The organism is Methanocella arvoryzae MRE50 (genome assembly GCF_000063445.1).
Taxonomy (GTDB): Archaea; Halobacteriota; Methanocellia; order Methanocellales; family Methanocellaceae; genus Methanocella_A; species Methanocella_A arvoryzae.
Genome location: NC_009464.1, coordinates 2222367 through 2239008 on the forward strand (window position 1 = coordinate 2222367; position 16642 = coordinate 2239008).

Here is a 16642-nt window from a genome sequence, read left to right on the forward strand (position 1 = left end):
GATAAAAAAGGGTCGGGCTCAGACATCTATCAGTATGTCGTCCCCTTCTACTTTGGCTGGATATGTCTTCACCCTTTCGTTCGCCGTGTTCAGCGACTCCCCGGTGGTCAGATCGACCCTGTACCCGTGGTACAGGCACATCACTACGTTCCCCATCATCATGCCCTGTGACAGAGGCTGTTTCTGGTGGGGGCAGCTATCCTCGATCGAGAAAAACTGGCCATCCACGTTCGCCACAGCGATCTTCTTACCGTCGATCACGAAGCCCTTAATAGTTCCCGGCTGTATATCAGCCGTCTTTGCAACCTTCGTATAAACCATAAGCTGAGATCAGCCTTCATCCGATATGAATATTTATATTCGAATACATGGTGACTGGCAGTCTTTTCATACGGGGACCAAACGACTTATATATTTATAAGTTAACGATTTTTACGGCAGCTATGTCTTTGGGGATGGAAGGGACAGGCTGGGTTACATCATACCATGCTCAGCCTGGACTATGTTCAAACAATGGTAGTATAGAATGTCTGATCAATCGAAAGCCGCTCATCGGAATCATCGGTGACTCGCGGGCAGTATACGGCTCGGATAACTATGAGCTCGCCTACTGGCTGGGGTACGCGCTGACTTCGAACGGGTACAGGATCATAACCGGCGGATCAGGTGGAGTTGCAGAAGCGGCAGCGAGGGGAGCATGCATATCAGCATGGTACTCGAGCGACGACGTCATCAACGTACTGCCGGGACAGCACCCGTGCGACCCGGCGCACTTCCATGAGGCCTGCATGTCTTTCACCGACAGCATGTCGGGAGACGTGGTCGTCCCTCACAGCGATGCCATCATCGCCATCGGCGGAGGCTCCGGCACCCTGACCCAGCTCGCCCACGCGTGGGCACTGGACAAACTGATCATCGCCTACCGGGTGAAAGGCTGGAGTGGCAGGGTTGCCGACCACCCGATGGGCATCCGGCACCACAGGCCCGACGTAGCGGACGATCAGGTCTACGGAGTCGAATCGGAGAACGAGGTGCTGGAGAAGCTGGAGCTACTAAAGTATTACCGGTCGCCGTCGACGGCATGAACTGATCACCGGGGCCTTCCATGCGGGCTAATATAAAGGCTTATATGCAACCAGGCATTATTAACATCGAGAGCATATGGTACGGATAGCGCTGCCCAATAAAGGAAGAGTTTACGAGCCCATCATGAGCCTGTTCGAAGGTGCGGGCCTGCACGTGATCGAGCACTCCCAGAGGAGCCTGTTCGCGAAAACGGTGGACGAGAACATCACCATGCTGTTCGCCCGGTCCCGGGACATCCCGGGGTACGTGGAGAACGGGGCAGCAGACCTCGGGATCACCGGCGAGGACTTCATCCAGGAGGCCGGCGCGGACGTGGAAGTCCTGCTCGACCTGGGCATGGGCAAAGCCGAACTCGTGCTGGCAGTGCCCGAAGCATCCGCCATAGAGCGGCCGGAACAGCTGGCCGGCAAGAAGGTCGCCACCGAGTTCCCGGAGATCACGAAGAAATACTTCGCCACCAGAGGCATATCCGTACACGTGGTAGAGGTTTGCGGCGCCACCGAGATCACGCCCCACATAGGCGTGGCCGACGCCATCGTCGACCTGACCTCCACCGGCACCTCGCTGTCCATGAACCGTCTCAAGATCATCGGCAGAGTGCTGCGCACATCCCAGCGGCTCATCGCCAGCAAGGCCAGCCTCGCCCAGGACGGCAGGAAGATCAGCGAGATCACACTCGCCCTGCAGAGCGTGATCGAAGCCCGGGGGAAACGCTACCTGATGATGAACGTGCCTGAGGGGGCGCTTGAAGCCGTCAAGAAGAAGCTGCCCGGGCTCGCCGGCCCGACAGTGCTGAAGGTCGAGGCCGACTCGCCGATGTGCGCCGTCCACGCGGTGGTGCCGGAGAATGAGATCTACAGGGTGATCAACGACCTCAAGGAAGTCGGGGCCCGGGATATCCTGATCGTGCCCATCGAGCGGATCGTCAGGTAAGCCTGACCTTGAAAGGCCCGATGGCAATCCATATGCTGACACGGCAGCCACGCCAGAGACGCAAAAGTTTATGGGCTGTAATGCCCTGATAAATGATACACGCTAAGAAGAGGATTCCTGTGACAGCTATAGATTGGAGAAAATGGAGACACGTGACCAAGCTGGACCCGGACAAGAAGATCACCAAGCAGGACGTGGCGGCGATCATGGATACCGACACTGACGCCATCATGATCTCGGGCACCCAGAACATCACGAAGGAAAACGTTGGCAATCTGGTCACCATGCTGGCCGAGTACAGGAAACCGAAAGTCCTTGAGCCCTCGGTTTCCGCCGTCCTCCGGGACGACGTGGACTTCATCTTCATCCCGTCGGTATTTAACACTAAAAGCTCCAAATGGCTCGTCGGCATCCAGAAAGACTTCCTGAGGGACCACCCGGTTTCCAGCTGGGACAACATCGTCCCGGAAGCCTACCTCGTTCTCAACCCCCTCTCCGCCGTCGCAATCGTCACCCGGGCGCAGACCGGCATCAGCCCGCAAGACGCAGCAGCCTACGGCCGGCTGGCAGACAGGCTCTTCAAGTTCCCTATCATGTACCTCGAGTACAGCGGCACCTATGGCAATCCCGAGCTGGTCAGGGCAGTCCGGGAAAAGCTGACCAACACCGTACTGTACTACGGCGGTGGCATCGACTCGAGGGAGAAGGCGGAAACCATGGCTAAGTACGCCCACACCATCGTCGTCGGCAACGCAATCTACAGGAAAGGCGGCATAGAAAAACTCAAAGAGACCATCGTCAAATAACACCGGGGACTATCGATTATGGCACCAATTGACTGGAAGAAATGGAGACACGTAACAAAGCTGGACCCGGACAAGAAGATCACCAGGCAGGACATCGCCGCTATCGTAGACTCGGGCACAGACGCAGTCATGATCTCGGGCACCCAGAACATCACGAAGGAAAACGTCGGCAACATGATCGACATGCTGGCCGAATACAGCATCCCCAAGGTCCTGGAGCCATCGGTCTCTGCGATCATCCGGAACGACGTGGACTTCATCTTCGTCCCCTCCATCTTCAACACCAAATACTCAAAATTCGCCGTCGGCTACCACAAGGACTTCGTCAAGAACTACCCTGACGAGGTACTCGACAAGGTCATCCCCGAGGCTTACATCGTCCTCAACCCCCTCTCCGCCGTCGCAATCGTCACCCGGGCGCAGACCGGCATCAGCCCCAGAGAAGCGGCAGCCTACGCGGAGCTCGCAGACCGGTTCTTCCGGTTCCCCGTCGTCTACATCGAGTACAGCGGCACCTACGGCAACCCTGAGCTGGTCAAGGCAGTCCGGGAAAAGCTGACCAACACCGTACTGTACTACGGCGGTGGCATCGACTCGAGGGAGAAGGCGGAAACTATGGCTAAGTATGCCAACACTATCGTCGTCGGCAACGCTGTTTACAAGAAGGGCGGCATCGAGAAGCTCAAAGAAACGATAGTGAAATAACCAGGCATGCCGGCGCACAGCCGCCGGTACTATTTATTTATATAGCATAAGCCTGTACGCCAGGCTTGTATGCTTCAGCTCCCACCTCTTGAAGCGCGACTCCTTCGCCACCTTCAGCACCTCTGTCTCCGTATAGAACGGCTCTATGTAAGCGTGCAAACGCAGAGCCCAGGCCCTGAAGAAGCCATACTTCTTTTTTAACTGTCCGAACACTTCCGGATCGACGTTTCGGGGAATGTCGTAGATCCATGCCTCGCCGCCCTCCCGGAGAACCCTGTATATGTCGTCCAGCGCCTGATCCGGCTTCTTCCAGTGGTGGAACGACATCGTGCTGATCACCAGGTCGAACTCCCTATCCCCGAAGGGTAGCGTATCCGCACTCCCCTGCCGAAACTCTACGTTGTGGAGGCCTTTCTTAGCTGCGGTAGCAGAGGCGATCTTCACCATGTCCCCGGACAGATCCAGGCCCACCACATACAGCCTCGGATTCCTGGCCGCCAGCATTATTGGCAGCCTCCCCGGCCCCGAGCCGACATCAAGCACCCGCCCGGCCTTCATGTGCTCGTCCACCTGGCTGGCCACCGCACTGTAGAAATCCTCGAAAATCTTAGAGCTACTTATAGCTAAATATACTCTGGAAAACGGAAAAGGTATTGCCTCGGGCTCAATGCGGGCAAGAAAGCTGCGCAGCGACATTATAGCCAGAGTTTCTCATAGCGAAAATATAGCCGTTTGCCGAACTTTTCCGCCATCGCACCTGCCATAATCTGTTCGGCCCCGGGAGGCCTCGGTTTTATATCGCAAAGGCGCAAAGGCACAGAGACGCAAAGATACATCAGAACAATTTAGCGTCTTTGCGTCCTTGAGCCTTTGCGAACTAAGAACAAGGCGGCCTGGCGCCGCAAATCTATCAGAGCAGCGCCGGCACCAGGAACGCAATCAGCGCCAGTCCCATCGCTATCATGGTGGTCTTCCTGGCCTTGCTGATGGTCTTCCGCTCGTGGCTGGCTATCAGGCTGTAAGTCACGTACAGCAGGATCAGGATTGAGATGCCTGCGAAGGCTGCGTACAGGTAGTTCTGATAGTAAGTCGGGTGTTCCGGCACGAGGTTGACGAGGAACGGTATCGGGGCGAGCAGCATGGCGATAACATACAGGGCGACCGCAGTATACTTGGCGGTCTTTTCCCCGAACACCCGGGCGATCGTCTTCACGTCCCTGAGCGCGTCGCCTTCCACGTCCATGATGCCCTTCATGATCTCCCTTCCCAGCCCGAGGAAGAATGCCATGGCCGCGAGCAGGAGCAGGATCGGAGAGCTGTTGAACAGCATGCTGCTGAACAGGAACGGAGCCGCCATCGTGAAAGCGATGTATATGTTCCCGACGATGCCGTACTCCTTTAGCTTATAGTCGTACAGGATGCCGAACACGATCATTGCGACGACTACTGCAAAGGCGCCCCAGTTGCCTATGAAGTATGCGGCAACAATGCTTACGATAAAACTGGCTATGGTCAATCCAAGTGCTTCGTTCTTCGAGACCTCCCCTCTGACGATGGGCCGGTCGGTGCGGTTATTCTTCCTGTCGACCTCCACGTCGAAGTAATCGTTGAGCGCGAAAGCCCCCATTTCCGCCGCAGTGGCCGCTATGGCACCGGCGAGTGCCACTGTCGGGTCAGGTAATCCTCTGTAGGCGATGATCAGGCTGACAACGAAACTGACCGCGTAGATCAGCCCGTGCTCCAGGCGGGTCAAATCCCAGTAGGCTTTGAGCTTTCTCGACAGCGAGGCCGGCATACAAACGTTAATGCATGATGATGGTATAAAACGGTTGCTATGAGCCACGGTAACAGTGTGCCGCTTTACGTCTACCACGCCCGGCAGGACGACCCCAAAAAGTGCTCCGCCCGGCGCATGAAGCAGTTCGGCCTGGTCAGGATGTACGAGACCGCCGAACGCCTTCCGGCAGGCGCCATCCTCATGGACCCCAACGCGGGCAAAGCGCTCTCACCCGCGGACCGCGACCTCTCCCGGAAAGGGATCGTAGTACTTGACTGCACCTGGGAAGAAGTGGAACGTGTCTTCCCGCTGCTCAAAAGCAAGCACATGCAAAGCCGGGCTCTACCATATCTCCTGGCCTCCAACCCCGTCAACTACGGCCGCCCCTTCATGCTCAACTCAGCAGAAGCCTTCGTCGCCGCGCTCTACATCCTGGGGTTCAAAGACCAGGCCAGGGAAGTCGCCTCTAAGTTCAAGTGGGGAGAAACATTCTTAATTTTAAACCACGAGCCGCTGGAAGCTTACGCCGAAGCTACCGATTCTGCCGATATTATACGAGTGCAGCAGGACTTCATGCCTGACTGAACTCTGCTTAAACCACTGAGTACCCGAGGATATAGTTAACCATCGAGGTTCACGGAGTGGCTGTTTTACCACAGAGGCACAGAGGTGCACAGAGGCTCACAGAGATTTGGTTTATCACAGAGGCACAGAGAACCACGGAGATTTTCTGATAATTGGGCAAGTGCATAATCAATAATATTGTAAGTCTCTGTGTTTCTCTGTGTCTCTGTGGTGAGCCGTTCTCTGTGTTTCTCTGTGTCTCTGTGGTGAGCCGTTCACTGTGAGCCATCTCTCAGTATATCTTTTCCGATCCCGGGCTTTCCTCTACTCTGGTCTCGAAGGGTCCGGGCCCCTGGGTGGTGAGAATGACGAGGGGGTCGGGCCCGGTGTTGCGGACGCTGTGGTGGGCATGGGGCGGGATGATGGTGAGGCTGCCTTTTTTGAGGTCGGAGGTCTGGCCGGCGATGGTGATGTCGCCTCTGCCGTCGATGACCAGCAACACGCATTCTGATCCGGGGTGCAGGTGCTCTGGCATTGTCAGCCCGGGCATGATCGTCCAGAGATCGACCTTATGCTGGGCTGTCACCTCTATCGTGGACTCGTTGGGCCGGTTTCTGAGCCCTCTGCGGTAATCGTCCACGTTGTGCACGGCTGGTGGCTTCCCCTTGTAAATCGGCGTCTCCATCATGTCACTCACATACAGTGATCAATGATCTGCGTTTATAATAGCGTGCCACTTGAACCGCGCCGATTCTTCTCATCCACCATCCACCATCCGCCCGAAACTCGATTGCCATGCAGGGGCTATAGAACAGAAGCCTGCCGATTGGCTCTGCATGAGTGAGTTATCCCTCTCGATCCATCATGCCCCTGTAGCCACCATAATAGTAATTAGGCTGGTATACATATGAGGAATTGCAGTTATAGGGTTGTCAGAGGTGATGTCGTGGCAGATAAGCTAAGCTTTCGGTTATCTGGTAAATACAAGGAGCTAATCCTGGGATCGACGCTGGTCATCACTATTTTCCTCGCCATATACATCAACCTCCGCCTTGGCATCGAGATCGTGTACACTCACCTGTTCTACGTGCCCATCATCCTCGCCGGCGTCTGGTACCACCGGAAAGGGGTGCTCATAGCAGTGTTCCTCGGGCTGCTCCACATCTATCTCGGCTGGCTGGCGTACAACACGATAATGCCCGAGCCTGTCATCAGAGCGTTGATTTTCGTTATCATAGCCTACGTGATCGGCACGTTGTCAGAGCGTAAGGATCAGCTACACGATGACCTGGCTGAGTCCCGGGCGAAGCTGAGCGAGTCGCTGCGGCAGCTGTCCAACGTCATCGAATTCTACCCTGACGCCACGCTGATCATCGACAACAACGGCCGGGTCGTAGCCTGGAACAAGGCGATCGAGGACATGACCGGGGTGAAAGCGGCTGACATGATCGGGAAGGGCGATAACGAGTATGCGGTGCCGTTTTACGGCTATCGCAGGTCTTTCCTGCTGAACCTCGTGAACCTCACCGCAGACGACCTCCGGGACAGGTACACCGATATCTCCGTCGTGAACGGCAGGTTCGAAGCAGTGACCGCCGATGCAACCCTGAAGGGCCGGAAAGTCATCCTCCACTGCACCGCGAGCAAGCTATACGACGACTCGGGCAACGTCATCGGGGCCATCGAATCCATCCGGGACGTCACCGCCCAGAAAAAGATGGAGGCGGAGCTGCAGCAGCAATACGCGAGCCTGACTGCACAGCATGAGTTGCTCCAGCAGCAGACTGCCGAGATCAACCGGCAGAACGTCGAACTCACCAGGGTTCATGGACTGCTGAAGGAATCTGAAGAGAACTACCGGGCGATAACGACCTCTGTCAACGACTGTATCCTCACGACCGACCTGACCGGCACCTGCACCTACCTCAATCCCCGCGTTACCGAACTGACCGGCTACGCCCCCGACGATATCCTGAACACGCCCGTTAATAACCTCGTGGCCGAAGAGAGCGGGGAAATCGTCTCAAGCATCCTCTCAAGTGTATCCCGGGACGAGCGCAGGTCCGTGGAGATATGGATACATGCGAAGTCAGGCAAAAAAATGCTGATAGAGCTCAACACGAGCATCATCTGCGACGCCGCAGGCAACCCCGTCGGAATCGTCGGGGCCTTCAGAGATATCACTGAACGTAAGCTGGCGGAAGAAAAGCTCATAGAGCTGTCCAGGGCTGTGGAGCAGAGTCCCAGCATCGTCATCATCACCGATGCCCGGGGAAAGATCGACTACGTCAACCCCAAATACACCCAGGTCTCGGGGTACACTCTCGAAGACATCAAGGGCTACGACCCCCACAAAATCAACGCCGCCAGCCTGACCTCAGAGCAGATCCAGGAGCGGAACCGGGCGCTCCGCCAGGGCAACTACTGGCGGGGGGAGCTGTCCAAGCGGAAAAAGAACGGCGAGCTATACTGGGTTTCGGCATCCGTCTCCCCTGTCAGGAACAAGGACGGCGAAATCATCCGTTACGTAGACGTAGAGGAGGACATCACCGAGCGAAAGATGGTGGAAGTAGCGCTGAAACACGCCAACGACGAGCTGGTGAAAGCCAACGAGGTACTGGAAAACCGGGTGCTGGAGCGGACGGAAGCGCTCACCCACGCCCACAACACCCTCGAGGCTATCATGCAAAACATCCAGATCGGCGTAGTGGTCGTCCAGCGGGAAACCGGCGAGGTCTCCTACTATACCACTAAAGCGATGGAAATCCTGAGCGGGCCGGTCATGGGAATCGCCAGCCCCGGCAGAAACCGTCCCTACGAGTTCCTCAAGCCAGACGGATCCGTGCTGCCGGATGAACGGCAGCCCCTTTACCGGTCGCTGCAGCACGGGGAAAACGTGCGGAACGAAGAAGTCCTCATCAGGCGGAAAGACGGCAGCACCGTCACCGTGCTCATGAGCAGCACTCCGATCGTCGACCCCGAGGGAAAGGTCGTCTCCGCGGTCGTGGGCATGCTCGACATCACCGATCGCAAGCGGGCAGAGCAGGCGGCGGGCGAGAGCCAGGAAAAATTCCGGAGCATAGCCGAAAACATCAACGACTGGATCTGGGAGGCGGACGAAAACGCCGTCTTCACCTACTCCAGCCCGAAAATCAGGGAAATACTGGGCTACGAGCCCGAAGAAGTGATCGGCAAGAAACTCTACGACCTGATGTACCCCGACGAAGCCAAGCGGTTCAAGAAAGCCATCGACCTGCTGTACTTCACCCGCGAGCCGTTCACCTACCTCCGGACAACCCTGATAGGCAAAGGCGGAACCCTGGCGACGCTGGAATACAGCGGCAGGCCAATCTTCGACAAAGCAGGCACCTTCAGAGGCTACAGGGGAGTCAGCAGGGACATCTCGGAACGGAAACGCTCTGAAAACGCGCTGCTCAGGAGCGAAGCCCGGATGAAAGCCCTGATGAGCGCCGCCCCCGGCACGATCATACTGGTCAACAAAGTCGGCCACTTCCTCGACTGCAAAGTAGAAGCCGGGAACCATCTCTTCCCCAAGCCCGACGACATCGTGGCCAAAAACGCCTACGAAGTCTTACCCATCGACCTGGCCCGGATCCTCATTTTCAACGTCAACCGGGCGCTAAAGACCGGAAAGCCCCAGACCTTCGAATACCAGTTCGACGCCGCAGGCCAGACGTGGTACCAGAAAGCCAGCTGCGTCGCCTGCGGAGGCGACGAGGCGATAGTATTCGTGCAGGACAACTCCCCCGAAGATCAGAAGAGGGCAACGGCCGCAGAGCCCGAAACCCGGCAGGAAGGCAGGAAACCCGGCCCCGCCTCGAGGAGCCGCCCTCAGCCTGATTCTGAGCCGGGCTCCAGCCTCTGAAAACTTTCACCCTCCTAGCAAAAACATGATTTACTATACCACCATCACATGCAGCATATGAAGATCGCCGAGCTTAACCTGCCCCAGGCACTAAAGGATTTCTACACCGGGTCCGGCATCCCGGAGCTCTACCCGCCCCAGGCTGAAGCGATCAGACAAGGGCTGCTCGACGGCAAAAACCTGCTCGCCGCCATCCCGACGGCCAGCGGGAAAACGCTGCTGGCGGAGATGGCTATGCTCAAGTCCATCGCCGAAGGCGGCAAGGCGATCTACATCGTGCCCCTGAAGGCACTGGCCTCCGAGAAGTACGACCGCTTTCTAGAATTTTCTAAGCTGCCGATCAAGCCGGACGGCGTCAAAGTCGGCATCGCCACAGGCGACTTCGACTCCCGTGACGAATACCTCGGAGAGAAGGATATCATAGTCGCCACATCAGAAAAAACCGACTCCCTGCTCCGCAACGGCGCGTCCTGGCTGTCCGGCCTGAGCGTGGTCGTCGCCGACGAGGTCCACCTCATAGACTCGCCAAACCGCGGGCCTACCCTGGAGGTCACTCTCGCCAAGCTGAGGAAGATCAACGTGAACCTGCAGATCCTGGCGCTGTCCGCGACGATAGGCAACGCTAAGGCACTGGCGAAGTGGATGGACGCCGCCCTCGTCCAGAGCGAATGGCGGCCCACAACCCTGAAGGAAGGCGTCTTCTACGGCCGGGCGATCACCTTCAAAAAAGAAAAGCGCACCGTCAATAACGCCGGCCCCGACGAAGTGAATTCGCTGGTGGCAGACACGCTCGAAGAGGGCGGCCAGTGCCTCGTCTTCGCCAACACAAGGAAGAGCAGCGAAAGCATCGCCCAGAAAGTCGCCCGCTCCCTCTCGAAAAAGCTCCAGCCCGCAGAGAAGGAGCAATTAGCGAAGCTCAAGCAGGACGTCCTGCGCCACGCGGAAACTGACACTTGCGAGAAGCTCGCCGAATGCGTCGGCAACGGCGTCGCCTTCCACCACGCAGGCCTCAAGGGAGAGCACCGCCGCATAGTGGAAGACGGGTTCAGGCAGAACATCCTCAAAGTCATCGCATGCACACCCACGCTGGCCGCAGGCCTCAACCTCCCGGCGAGAAGAGTGATCATAAGAGACTACAAACGGTTCGACGTGAACTACGGCAGCGTCCCCATCCCCGTGCTGGAATACAAGCAGATGGCCGGCCGGGCAGGCAGGCCGAGGCTCGACCCCTACGGGGAAGCCGTCCTAATCGCCAAAAACTACGACGAGTTCGGGGAACTCATGGAGAACTACATCAACGCCGACCCCGAACACATCACCTCAAAGCTCGGCACCGAGCCCGCCATGCGGGCCCACGCCCTCTCCGCAGTGGCGACAGACTTCTGCCGCAGCCGCCAGGACCTGAAGGCGTTCATGGACACCACCTTCTTCGCTTACCAGCGAGGAGACTTATCCCACGTCATCGACAACGTGCTGAACTTCCTCCTCGAAGAGAACATGATCATCGAAAGCAAAGGCGGCAGCCTAAAAGCCACCGATCTCGGCTCGCTGGTATCCAAACTCTACATCGACCCCCTCTCAGCCGCACTCATAGCCGAAGGCCTCGAGAAGGCGAAAAAACGGCCCGACGTGGCAGAATTCGGCCTGCTCCACCTCATCTGCTCCACCCCCGACGTCAAATCCCTGTACCTGCGCCGGGGCGACTACTCCTGGATCATCCGGTATGCCGACGAGCACGCGTCCGACTTCCTCTCCGACGTGCCCGACAGCTACGGCGACGACGTGGAGTTTGAGCAGTTCCTCGCAGGCGTGAAAACCGCCGCGCTGGCCGAAATGTGGATCAACGAGAAGAGCGAGGAAGCCATCACCACCTTCTTCAACATCGGCCCCGGAGACATCAGGAACCTCATGGAAACATGCACCTGGCTCATGCACGGCACCGCAGAAATATCCGCCCTGCTCGGGGCGCCAGCCACTCGCACGGCAAGAGAACTGGCCATCAGGATAGAAAACGGCGCCAGCCGCGAACTGCTCGACCTGATCACGCTGAAAGGCGTAGGCCGCGTCAGGGCGAGAAAACTCTACGACGCAGGCTACACCAGCAGGGATAAGCTCAAAGCCGCAGAAATCCCCGCTATCGCAGCCATACCGGGCATCGGGGACAAGCTCGCCGTCAGCATCATGAGCCAGCTGGGCAGAAAAGTTGATCATACCCCCCCGGAGACGGAGGAGCAGCCCCAGGTGTCCGGCCAGAGCACGCTCTTCAGTTTCGACGGCTGAAGCTTATCCGTAGCAGCCATTTAAACGTGGCTGGCAGTCCCCAGCGCTTGGACAGCAAGAGAAGCTATTTGCGAACGCAGCCCGAAAAGAACATGGGCGCGGGACCGCCGAAGACGCGAATAAAAACGCTTATAAAAACGACACCTTAAAAACGATTCTAACTCTTGCGACTCCAGCTCCCCGCCCTCCTCTCCGGGATACTTTTATCAGTTTCCAGGCCATCTATACAGTGATGGCTCCCCTCATCATCACCGGCGGAAAGAAACACATCGCCGACGTCAAAACATTTCTCAAAGCCGCAGCCGACATCGGCGCCAGCTACGGCGTCACCGTGCAGGCCGTGAACGCAGACGCCATTGCAGGCAGGATGCACCTGGAGTACGCCACAAAAAAGGCGATCGAGTCTTTCAGGCAGAAGCGAAACCTGGCCCGTGACCTGGGTATGGAAATCATGCTCTACCTCAGGGGCCGCAGGCAGATCGAAAGAGCGCTCGACCTGGGCGTCAAACAGGGCGACAACAACGTGGCCATCCTTATCATAGGAGACGACGCCGAAAAAGCCCTGCCGGCAGCTATGGAACTGCTGGATGCCGTAGACGAAAAAGTCGTCGACTACTCGCATGATAAAGACCTTCTGCTGATGAAGCTTTACGAGATCACGCCGGCGGAGATCGAGATCGTGGGCCGCGACCGGATACCTGAACTGGTCAGAGAACGGTCGGCGCTGTTAGAGTTCGAGAAATAATAGTTTCAAAACGCAGCAGGCAATCTCTTATTATGCCAGCAGCCAATTCACCTTTTAAGAGCTGGTCACCTTGAACTCCAAATCCAGATATCCGCCTGAAGCGCTGGAATTCAAATATCCTGCGACCGGCATTTGCGGCTTGTCCTGCCGCCTCTGCCCCCGGTACCACTCTACGGCTGAAAGCCGGTGCGGAGGCTGCAAATCCGAGAGTCGCACGGCTGCAGGCTGCCCCTTCATCACCTGCGCCCGCAAGAAAGGCGTGGAAGCCTGCGTTGACTGCAAGGAAGGCGAGCACTGCGAACGCTGGAAAAAGCACAGGGAATCAGGTAAAGAGCGCGACTCCTTTGTCTGTTACGCCCGCCTGGAGGATAACATCGCCTACCAGCAGAAACACGGGCTCGAAGCGTTCGAGCAGGCACAGGAAAAGCGCTGCGAACTGCTAAGACAACTGATAGCAGGCTACGACGACGGGAGGTCCCGAAGCTTTCTCTGCATAGCGGCCACCCTCCTGGACGATGCGGCGATCCAGGCTGCACTTGCTGCAGGCAGCGAAATCCCTGCCGATCTGAAAGCCGGAGAGAAGGCCCGGAGAATGCGGGCCATCCTCGAAAGGCTGGCCGGAGAAAAAGGGCTTACGCTAAAGTTGAGAAAATAGTACGATGGTAGTATATGGTTGCTCCTGTGTGGTGAGATAGTAAGACGATCGCTGCGCTGTGCAAAACCTCACAGATTTCACGGATTGAAACAGAATCCACAGATTCCTAATGGATAGCACAGATGATGCAGAATCTGATGATACTGATGGATTTCAAAGATAACTAATAATATTCTGATTGATTGTCTTATGATTGCTGTCGGTGATCGATTATTATAGAGTATTCTATCTGTGATATCGTGTAGTAATCTGTGGATTCAGCAGAGGAATCTGTGGAATCAATCGTAATCCGTGGAATCTGTGTGGATTGGCACAGCGCAGCGTTCGTCTTACTGTCTCCCGTCGCCCTTAAAACTAAATAATGATCCGTTCCGGCGCTGAGAAGGCTTTCAGCTTCTCCGTATTCGCGAAGCAGCACAGCGTGATGTTCGTCCGGCGGGCGCTGTCGATGCCTGAGCTGATGGGCGCTGCCTTGGACATTATGAGCGGGATGCCTGCCCTGACCGCCTTCATGACCATGCCCGCGGGCTGTCTGCCAGAAGAAATGAGGAACATTTTAGAGAGGTCGTCACCGTTTAGGGTGGCCATGCCCACGACCTTGTCGATGGCGTTGTGCCGGCCGATGTCCAGCGCCTTATACTTCAGCCTCCCCTCAGCATCCACGAGGCTGGCGCTGTGGGCACCCTTAGTCCTGTCCTGGGTCTCGTCGTAGAGGTACTTCATGCTGTCGAGCAGCACGTCAACCTTGAACTGCTGATCGACGGGCAGATGTACGTCCTCGTCCCGCTTTTCCCAGTTGACGCCGATGCACCCGGACGAGCGGAGCTCGTACCACAGGTCGAAGTGCTCGAATGACCTGACTTTCAGGAAGACCTGGCCGTTTTTCTCCATGACGTCCTCAATGTCTCCCCTGTCCTTGACTGCCCCCTCAGTGACCATATAGCCCACCGCCAGCTCCTTGTGGAGATCGGGGGTAGTCACTATGGACGAGAGTTTGGTGCCGTTGATGATGAGGTCAATGGTCTGCTCGATCATGACCGGATCAATTGCGTCTTCTTTGCCGTTTCTCGAAATCTTGACAGAGGCGTACTCCATGACCGTTTCCATTAGCCTCTCACCTACCCAAAGATTTAATGTCAGTATAAGCATATGAATTCATGATGGCTTATAAATCATTCCTCACCAAACGGCAGCTTACTGTGCTTCGCCTGCGACAGGCAGGCCTCACCCAGGAAGAGATCGCGAAGCGCATTAAGACCACCAGGGCGAATATCAGCCTCATCGAGAAGAGGGCGAAGGAGAACATCGAGCGCTCCAAAGAGACGATCAAAGAGTGGAACAGCGTCATCTCTCCAGTCCGCATCACCGTGAAAAAAGGCACAGACGTCATGACCATCCCCGAGATCGTGTTCGCCGAGGCGGACAGGTCAGGCGTCCATGTGCGCACCGACTCTATCGGGCTGATCACCCTCATCAAAAAAGAGAAGAGCGACGCCATATCCAACCGCATGGTAGTCCGGGACTTCGAAGTGGACATCACCAACTCCGGAGAAGTGACCCTGCTTTGAGCGACGTTTTCGCCATCGACGTAGGCTCAGGTACTCAGGACATCCTTATCTCAGACTATCGCCTGTCAAAGCCGGCCGTTAAGCTCGTGATGCCGGCGCCGACCCAGCTCTTCGCCTCCCGCATCCGCAAATCCCGAAAAGACGTTTTCTGCGACGGCTACGTCATGGGCGGAGGAGCCATCACCGGAGCACTGAGAGCCCACACAGAGAAGCACCGGGTAGTCATGACGCCCGAAGCAGCCCGCACCGTCCGGGACGACCTGGAGCAGGTCAAAGAAAGGGGCATCGAGATCGGCGACGAGTCGGACATGAAAGGCTCTTACCTTAAACTGACGCTGATGGACGTCGACATGACAGCCTGGGAAGCCGGCCTCGCCATGCTGAACTACACCTTGCCCAAAGACATCGTCGTGGCAGTGGCTGTACAGGACCACGGCGTGGCCCCGAAAGGCATGAGTGACCGGGAGTTCAGGTTCGAGCACATTGGCAAAAAAGTCAGGAAGGGCGCCACATTCAAGGACTTCATCTTCACGAAGAAGACGAACAAGTTCTCACGGGTAAGCGCAGTCATCCAGTCTTTAAAAGATCAGGGCTATGAGAACGTCCTCGTCATGGACACCAAGATCGCCGGCATCTACGGTGGATTATATGGCGAAAAGCTGCCCGCCATCGTCATGGACGTGGGCAACGGCCACACCACCGCCGCCTCCATCGCAGAGGACGGCACGATCGTGGGAATATTCGAGCACCACACCGCCTCGCTGACGCCCGCCAAAATGAGGCTATACTTAGAAAAGCTGGCGGAAGGTACCCTGACCAACGAGGAAATCTTCGAGGATGAGGGCCATGGGGCATACGTCAAAGAGCCAGTAAAGCCCGTTTCCATCATCGCCACCGGCCCCCGCCGGGATTTGGCGCTCAAGACGAAGCTGCCGATCAAGTTCGCCTCGCCGCTGGACGATGTCTACATGGTCGGGCCTGTGGGTATGATAAGAGCTTATCAGGCTCTAAAAGCCTAACGCCAGCCAAAGACTGGTTGATTTTAGTTCGCAAGGGCGCAGGGTCGCAAAGACGCTAAGAAGTCTACTGTAATGTTTATCATTTGCGCCTTTCTGGCTGTCCCATAATTCGTGTTCGTTATACAATAAGGAGATAAGTATCCTTTTTAGAGAAACCGTATAATCTTATCCCCGATGTTCGCCCGCCAGGACGCCTGCAATTGCAGGCGTCCGATGCGGGCGATGTGTTGACGATCGCTGCGCTGTGCTTGAACACAGATTGCTCAGATAGCACAGATTGACACAGATGATCATCGAATCAGACTGATAAAAGCGACCCTTGCCTGTTCTATCTTTTGTGTTCATCTGTGCAATCTGTACAATCTGTTAAATCTGTGTCCCAGCACAGCGCAGCGATCGTATTGCTGTCTCACCAAATTCGGACAATCAGAGAACGCAGAGCGCAGCGATCATATACGGATCGCCTTCGAGAACGCCTGCCAAGGCAGGCGTTCAAAAGGCGAACATCCTAAAAGGATACAGTTGTAGGTTTGGGTAGCAGATTATCTTAACAGGCAACCAAAATGAATTATGAGACAGTCTGCGTTGCGCCTTTGCGGCTTTGCGCCCTTGCGAATT

The 16642-nt window shown here is 56.5% G+C and carries 16 protein-coding genes; 11 read left to right on the forward strand and 5 right to left on the reverse strand.

The annotated features are described in order from the left end of the window. Positions 1-18 precede the first annotated feature (18 nt). Complete coding sequence (locus RCI_RS11005) at positions 19-321, reverse strand: Rieske (2Fe-2S) protein (protein ID WP_012036513.1); 303 nt, start codon at positions 319-321, stop codon at positions 19-21. A gap of 122 nt (positions 322-443) precedes the next feature. Between RCI_RS11005 and RCI_RS11010 the strand changes: the two genes are divergently transcribed. The 4 genes from RCI_RS11010 (at position 444) to RCI_RS11025 (ending at position 3530) form a co-directional block, all read left to right on the forward strand. Further along, positions 444-1085, forward strand: a complete 642-nt coding sequence (locus RCI_RS11010; RefSeq protein WP_148266603.1) for an SLOG cluster 4 domain-containing protein — start codon at positions 444-446, stop codon at positions 1083-1085. Positions 1086-1161: 76 nt separating this feature from the next. Further along, positions 1162-2019, forward strand: a complete 858-nt coding sequence (gene hisG, locus RCI_RS11015) for an ATP phosphoribosyltransferase (protein WP_012036515.1) — start codon at positions 1162-1164, stop codon at positions 2017-2019. A gap of 92 nt (positions 2020-2111) precedes the next feature. Continuing rightward, positions 2112-2825, forward strand: a complete 714-nt coding sequence (locus RCI_RS11020; RefSeq protein WP_012036516.1) for a phosphoglycerol geranylgeranyltransferase — start codon at positions 2112-2114, stop codon at positions 2823-2825. 18 nt (positions 2826-2843) lie between these two features. Beyond that, on the forward strand, positions 2844-3530 hold the full coding sequence (locus RCI_RS11025) for a phosphoglycerol geranylgeranyltransferase (RefSeq protein ID WP_012036517.1): 687 nt from the start codon (positions 2844-2846) through the stop codon (positions 3528-3530). 33 nt (positions 3531-3563) lie between these two features. Here the strand turns inward: RCI_RS11025 and RCI_RS11030 are convergent, their stop codons facing one another. Together RCI_RS11030 and RCI_RS11035 are read right to left on the reverse strand one after the other, a co-directional pair. Beyond that, positions 3564-4226 carry a class I SAM-dependent methyltransferase gene (locus RCI_RS11030; RefSeq protein WP_012036518.1) on the reverse strand — a complete coding sequence of 221 codons (663 nt, stop codon included), beginning with the start codon at positions 4224-4226 and terminating at the stop codon, positions 3564-3566. A gap of 214 nt (positions 4227-4440) precedes the next feature. Beyond that, positions 4441-5325 carry a UbiA family prenyltransferase gene (locus tag RCI_RS11035; RefSeq protein ID WP_012036519.1) on the reverse strand — a complete coding sequence of 295 codons (885 nt, stop codon included), beginning with the start codon at positions 5323-5325 and terminating at the stop codon, positions 4441-4443. Between the two features lie 39 nt (positions 5326-5364). On the opposite strand from RCI_RS11035, the gene RCI_RS11040 reads away from it, so the two are divergent. Then, positions 5365-5892 carry a DUF367 family protein gene (locus tag RCI_RS11040; protein WP_012036520.1) on the forward strand — a complete coding sequence of 176 codons (528 nt, stop codon included), beginning with the start codon at positions 5365-5367 and terminating at the stop codon, positions 5890-5892. 271 nt (positions 5893-6163) lie between these two features. Here the strand turns inward: RCI_RS11040 and RCI_RS15890 are convergent, their stop codons facing one another. Beyond that, positions 6164-6559, reverse strand: a complete 396-nt coding sequence (locus tag RCI_RS15890; RefSeq protein WP_052309961.1) for a cupin domain-containing protein — start codon at positions 6557-6559, stop codon at positions 6164-6166. A gap of 258 nt (positions 6560-6817) precedes the next feature. Here RCI_RS15890 and RCI_RS11050 point away from each other — a divergent pair, with 258 nt between their 5' ends. The 4 genes from RCI_RS11050 (at position 6818) to RCI_RS11065 (ending at position 13437) form a co-directional block, all read left to right on the forward strand. Further along, positions 6818-9757: a PAS domain-containing protein gene (locus RCI_RS11050; protein WP_048198494.1), complete on the forward strand. Its 2940-nt coding sequence runs from the start codon at positions 6818-6820 to the stop codon at positions 9755-9757. Positions 9758-9814: 57 nt separating this feature from the next. Further along, positions 9815-12037: an ATP-dependent DNA helicase gene (locus RCI_RS11055; protein WP_012036523.1), complete on the forward strand. Its 2223-nt coding sequence runs from the start codon at positions 9815-9817 to the stop codon at positions 12035-12037. Between the two features lie 232 nt (positions 12038-12269). Then, positions 12270-12782 (forward strand): KEOPS complex subunit Cgi121, encoded by a 513-nt coding sequence (cgi121, locus tag RCI_RS11060; RefSeq protein ID WP_048198496.1) that lies wholly within the window; start codon positions 12270-12272, stop codon positions 12780-12782. A gap of 70 nt (positions 12783-12852) precedes the next feature. Next, the gene (locus RCI_RS11065; RefSeq protein WP_012036525.1) at positions 12853-13437 is read left to right on the forward strand and encodes a DUF3795 domain-containing protein; all 585 of its coding nucleotides are present in this window, start codon (positions 12853-12855) and stop codon (positions 13435-13437) included. A 354-nt stretch (positions 13438-13791) separates the two neighbouring features. On the opposite strand, the gene fdhD is transcribed toward RCI_RS11065, so the two are convergent. Beyond that, positions 13792-14544, reverse strand: a complete 753-nt coding sequence (fdhD, locus tag RCI_RS11070; RefSeq protein WP_048198497.1) for a formate dehydrogenase accessory sulfurtransferase FdhD — start codon at positions 14542-14544, stop codon at positions 13792-13794. Positions 14545-14594: 50 nt separating this feature from the next. On the opposite strand from fdhD, the gene RCI_RS11075 reads away from it, so the two are divergent. Together RCI_RS11075 and RCI_RS11080 are read left to right on the forward strand one after the other, a co-directional pair. Beyond that, the gene (locus tag RCI_RS11075) at positions 14595-15005 is read left to right on the forward strand and encodes a Tfx family DNA-binding protein (protein WP_231844835.1); all 411 of its coding nucleotides are present in this window, start codon (positions 14595-14597) and stop codon (positions 15003-15005) included. Then, complete coding sequence (locus RCI_RS11080) at positions 15002-16024, forward strand: DUF1786 domain-containing protein (protein WP_012036528.1); 1023 nt, start codon at positions 15002-15004, stop codon at positions 16022-16024. The genes RCI_RS11075 and RCI_RS11080 overlap by 4 nt, the downstream gene beginning before the upstream one ends. Positions 16025-16642 lie beyond the last annotated feature (618 nt).

Bases quoted from the DNA above. Each gene is read 5' to 3' on its own strand.
- cgi121 (WP_048198496.1), top strand. From the start codon at position 12,270: ATGGCTCCCCTCATCATCACCGGCGGAAAGAAACACATCGCCGACGTC.
- RCI_RS11055 (WP_012036523.1), top strand. From the start codon at position 9,815: ATGAAGATCGCCGAGCTTAACCTGCCCCAGGCACTAAAGGATTTCTAC.
- RCI_RS11035 (WP_012036519.1), bottom strand. From the start codon at position 5,325: ATGCCGGCCTCGCTGTCGAGAAAGCTCAAAGCCTACTGGGATTTGACC.
- RCI_RS11040 (WP_012036520.1), top strand. From the start codon at position 5,365: ATGAGCCACGGTAACAGTGTGCCGCTTTACGTCTACCACGCCCGGCAG.
- RCI_RS11020 (WP_012036516.1), top strand. From the start codon at position 2,112: ATGATACACGCTAAGAAGAGGATTCCTGTGACAGCTATAGATTGGAGA.
- hisG (WP_012036515.1), top strand. From the start codon at position 1,162: ATGGTACGGATAGCGCTGCCCAATAAAGGAAGAGTTTACGAGCCCATC.
- RCI_RS11025 (WP_012036517.1), top strand. From the start codon at position 2,844: ATGGCACCAATTGACTGGAAGAAATGGAGACACGTAACAAAGCTGGAC.
- RCI_RS11010 (WP_148266603.1), top strand. From the start codon at position 444: ATGTCTTTGGGGATGGAAGGGACAGGCTGGGTTACATCATACCATGCT.
- RCI_RS11075 (WP_231844835.1), top strand. From the start codon at position 14,595: ATGATGGCTTATAAATCATTCCTCACCAAACGGCAGCTTACTGTGCTT.
- fdhD (WP_048198497.1), bottom strand. From the start codon at position 14,544: ATGGAAACGGTCATGGAGTACGCCTCTGTCAAGATTTCGAGAAACGGC.
- RCI_RS11005 (WP_012036513.1), bottom strand. From the start codon at position 321: ATGGTTTATACGAAGGTTGCAAAGACGGCTGATATACAGCCGGGAACT.
- RCI_RS15890 (WP_052309961.1), bottom strand. From the start codon at position 6,559: ATGATGGAGACGCCGATTTACAAGGGGAAGCCACCAGCCGTGCACAAC.
- RCI_RS11030 (WP_012036518.1), bottom strand. From the start codon at position 4,226: ATGTCGCTGCGCAGCTTTCTTGCCCGCATTGAGCCCGAGGCAATACCT.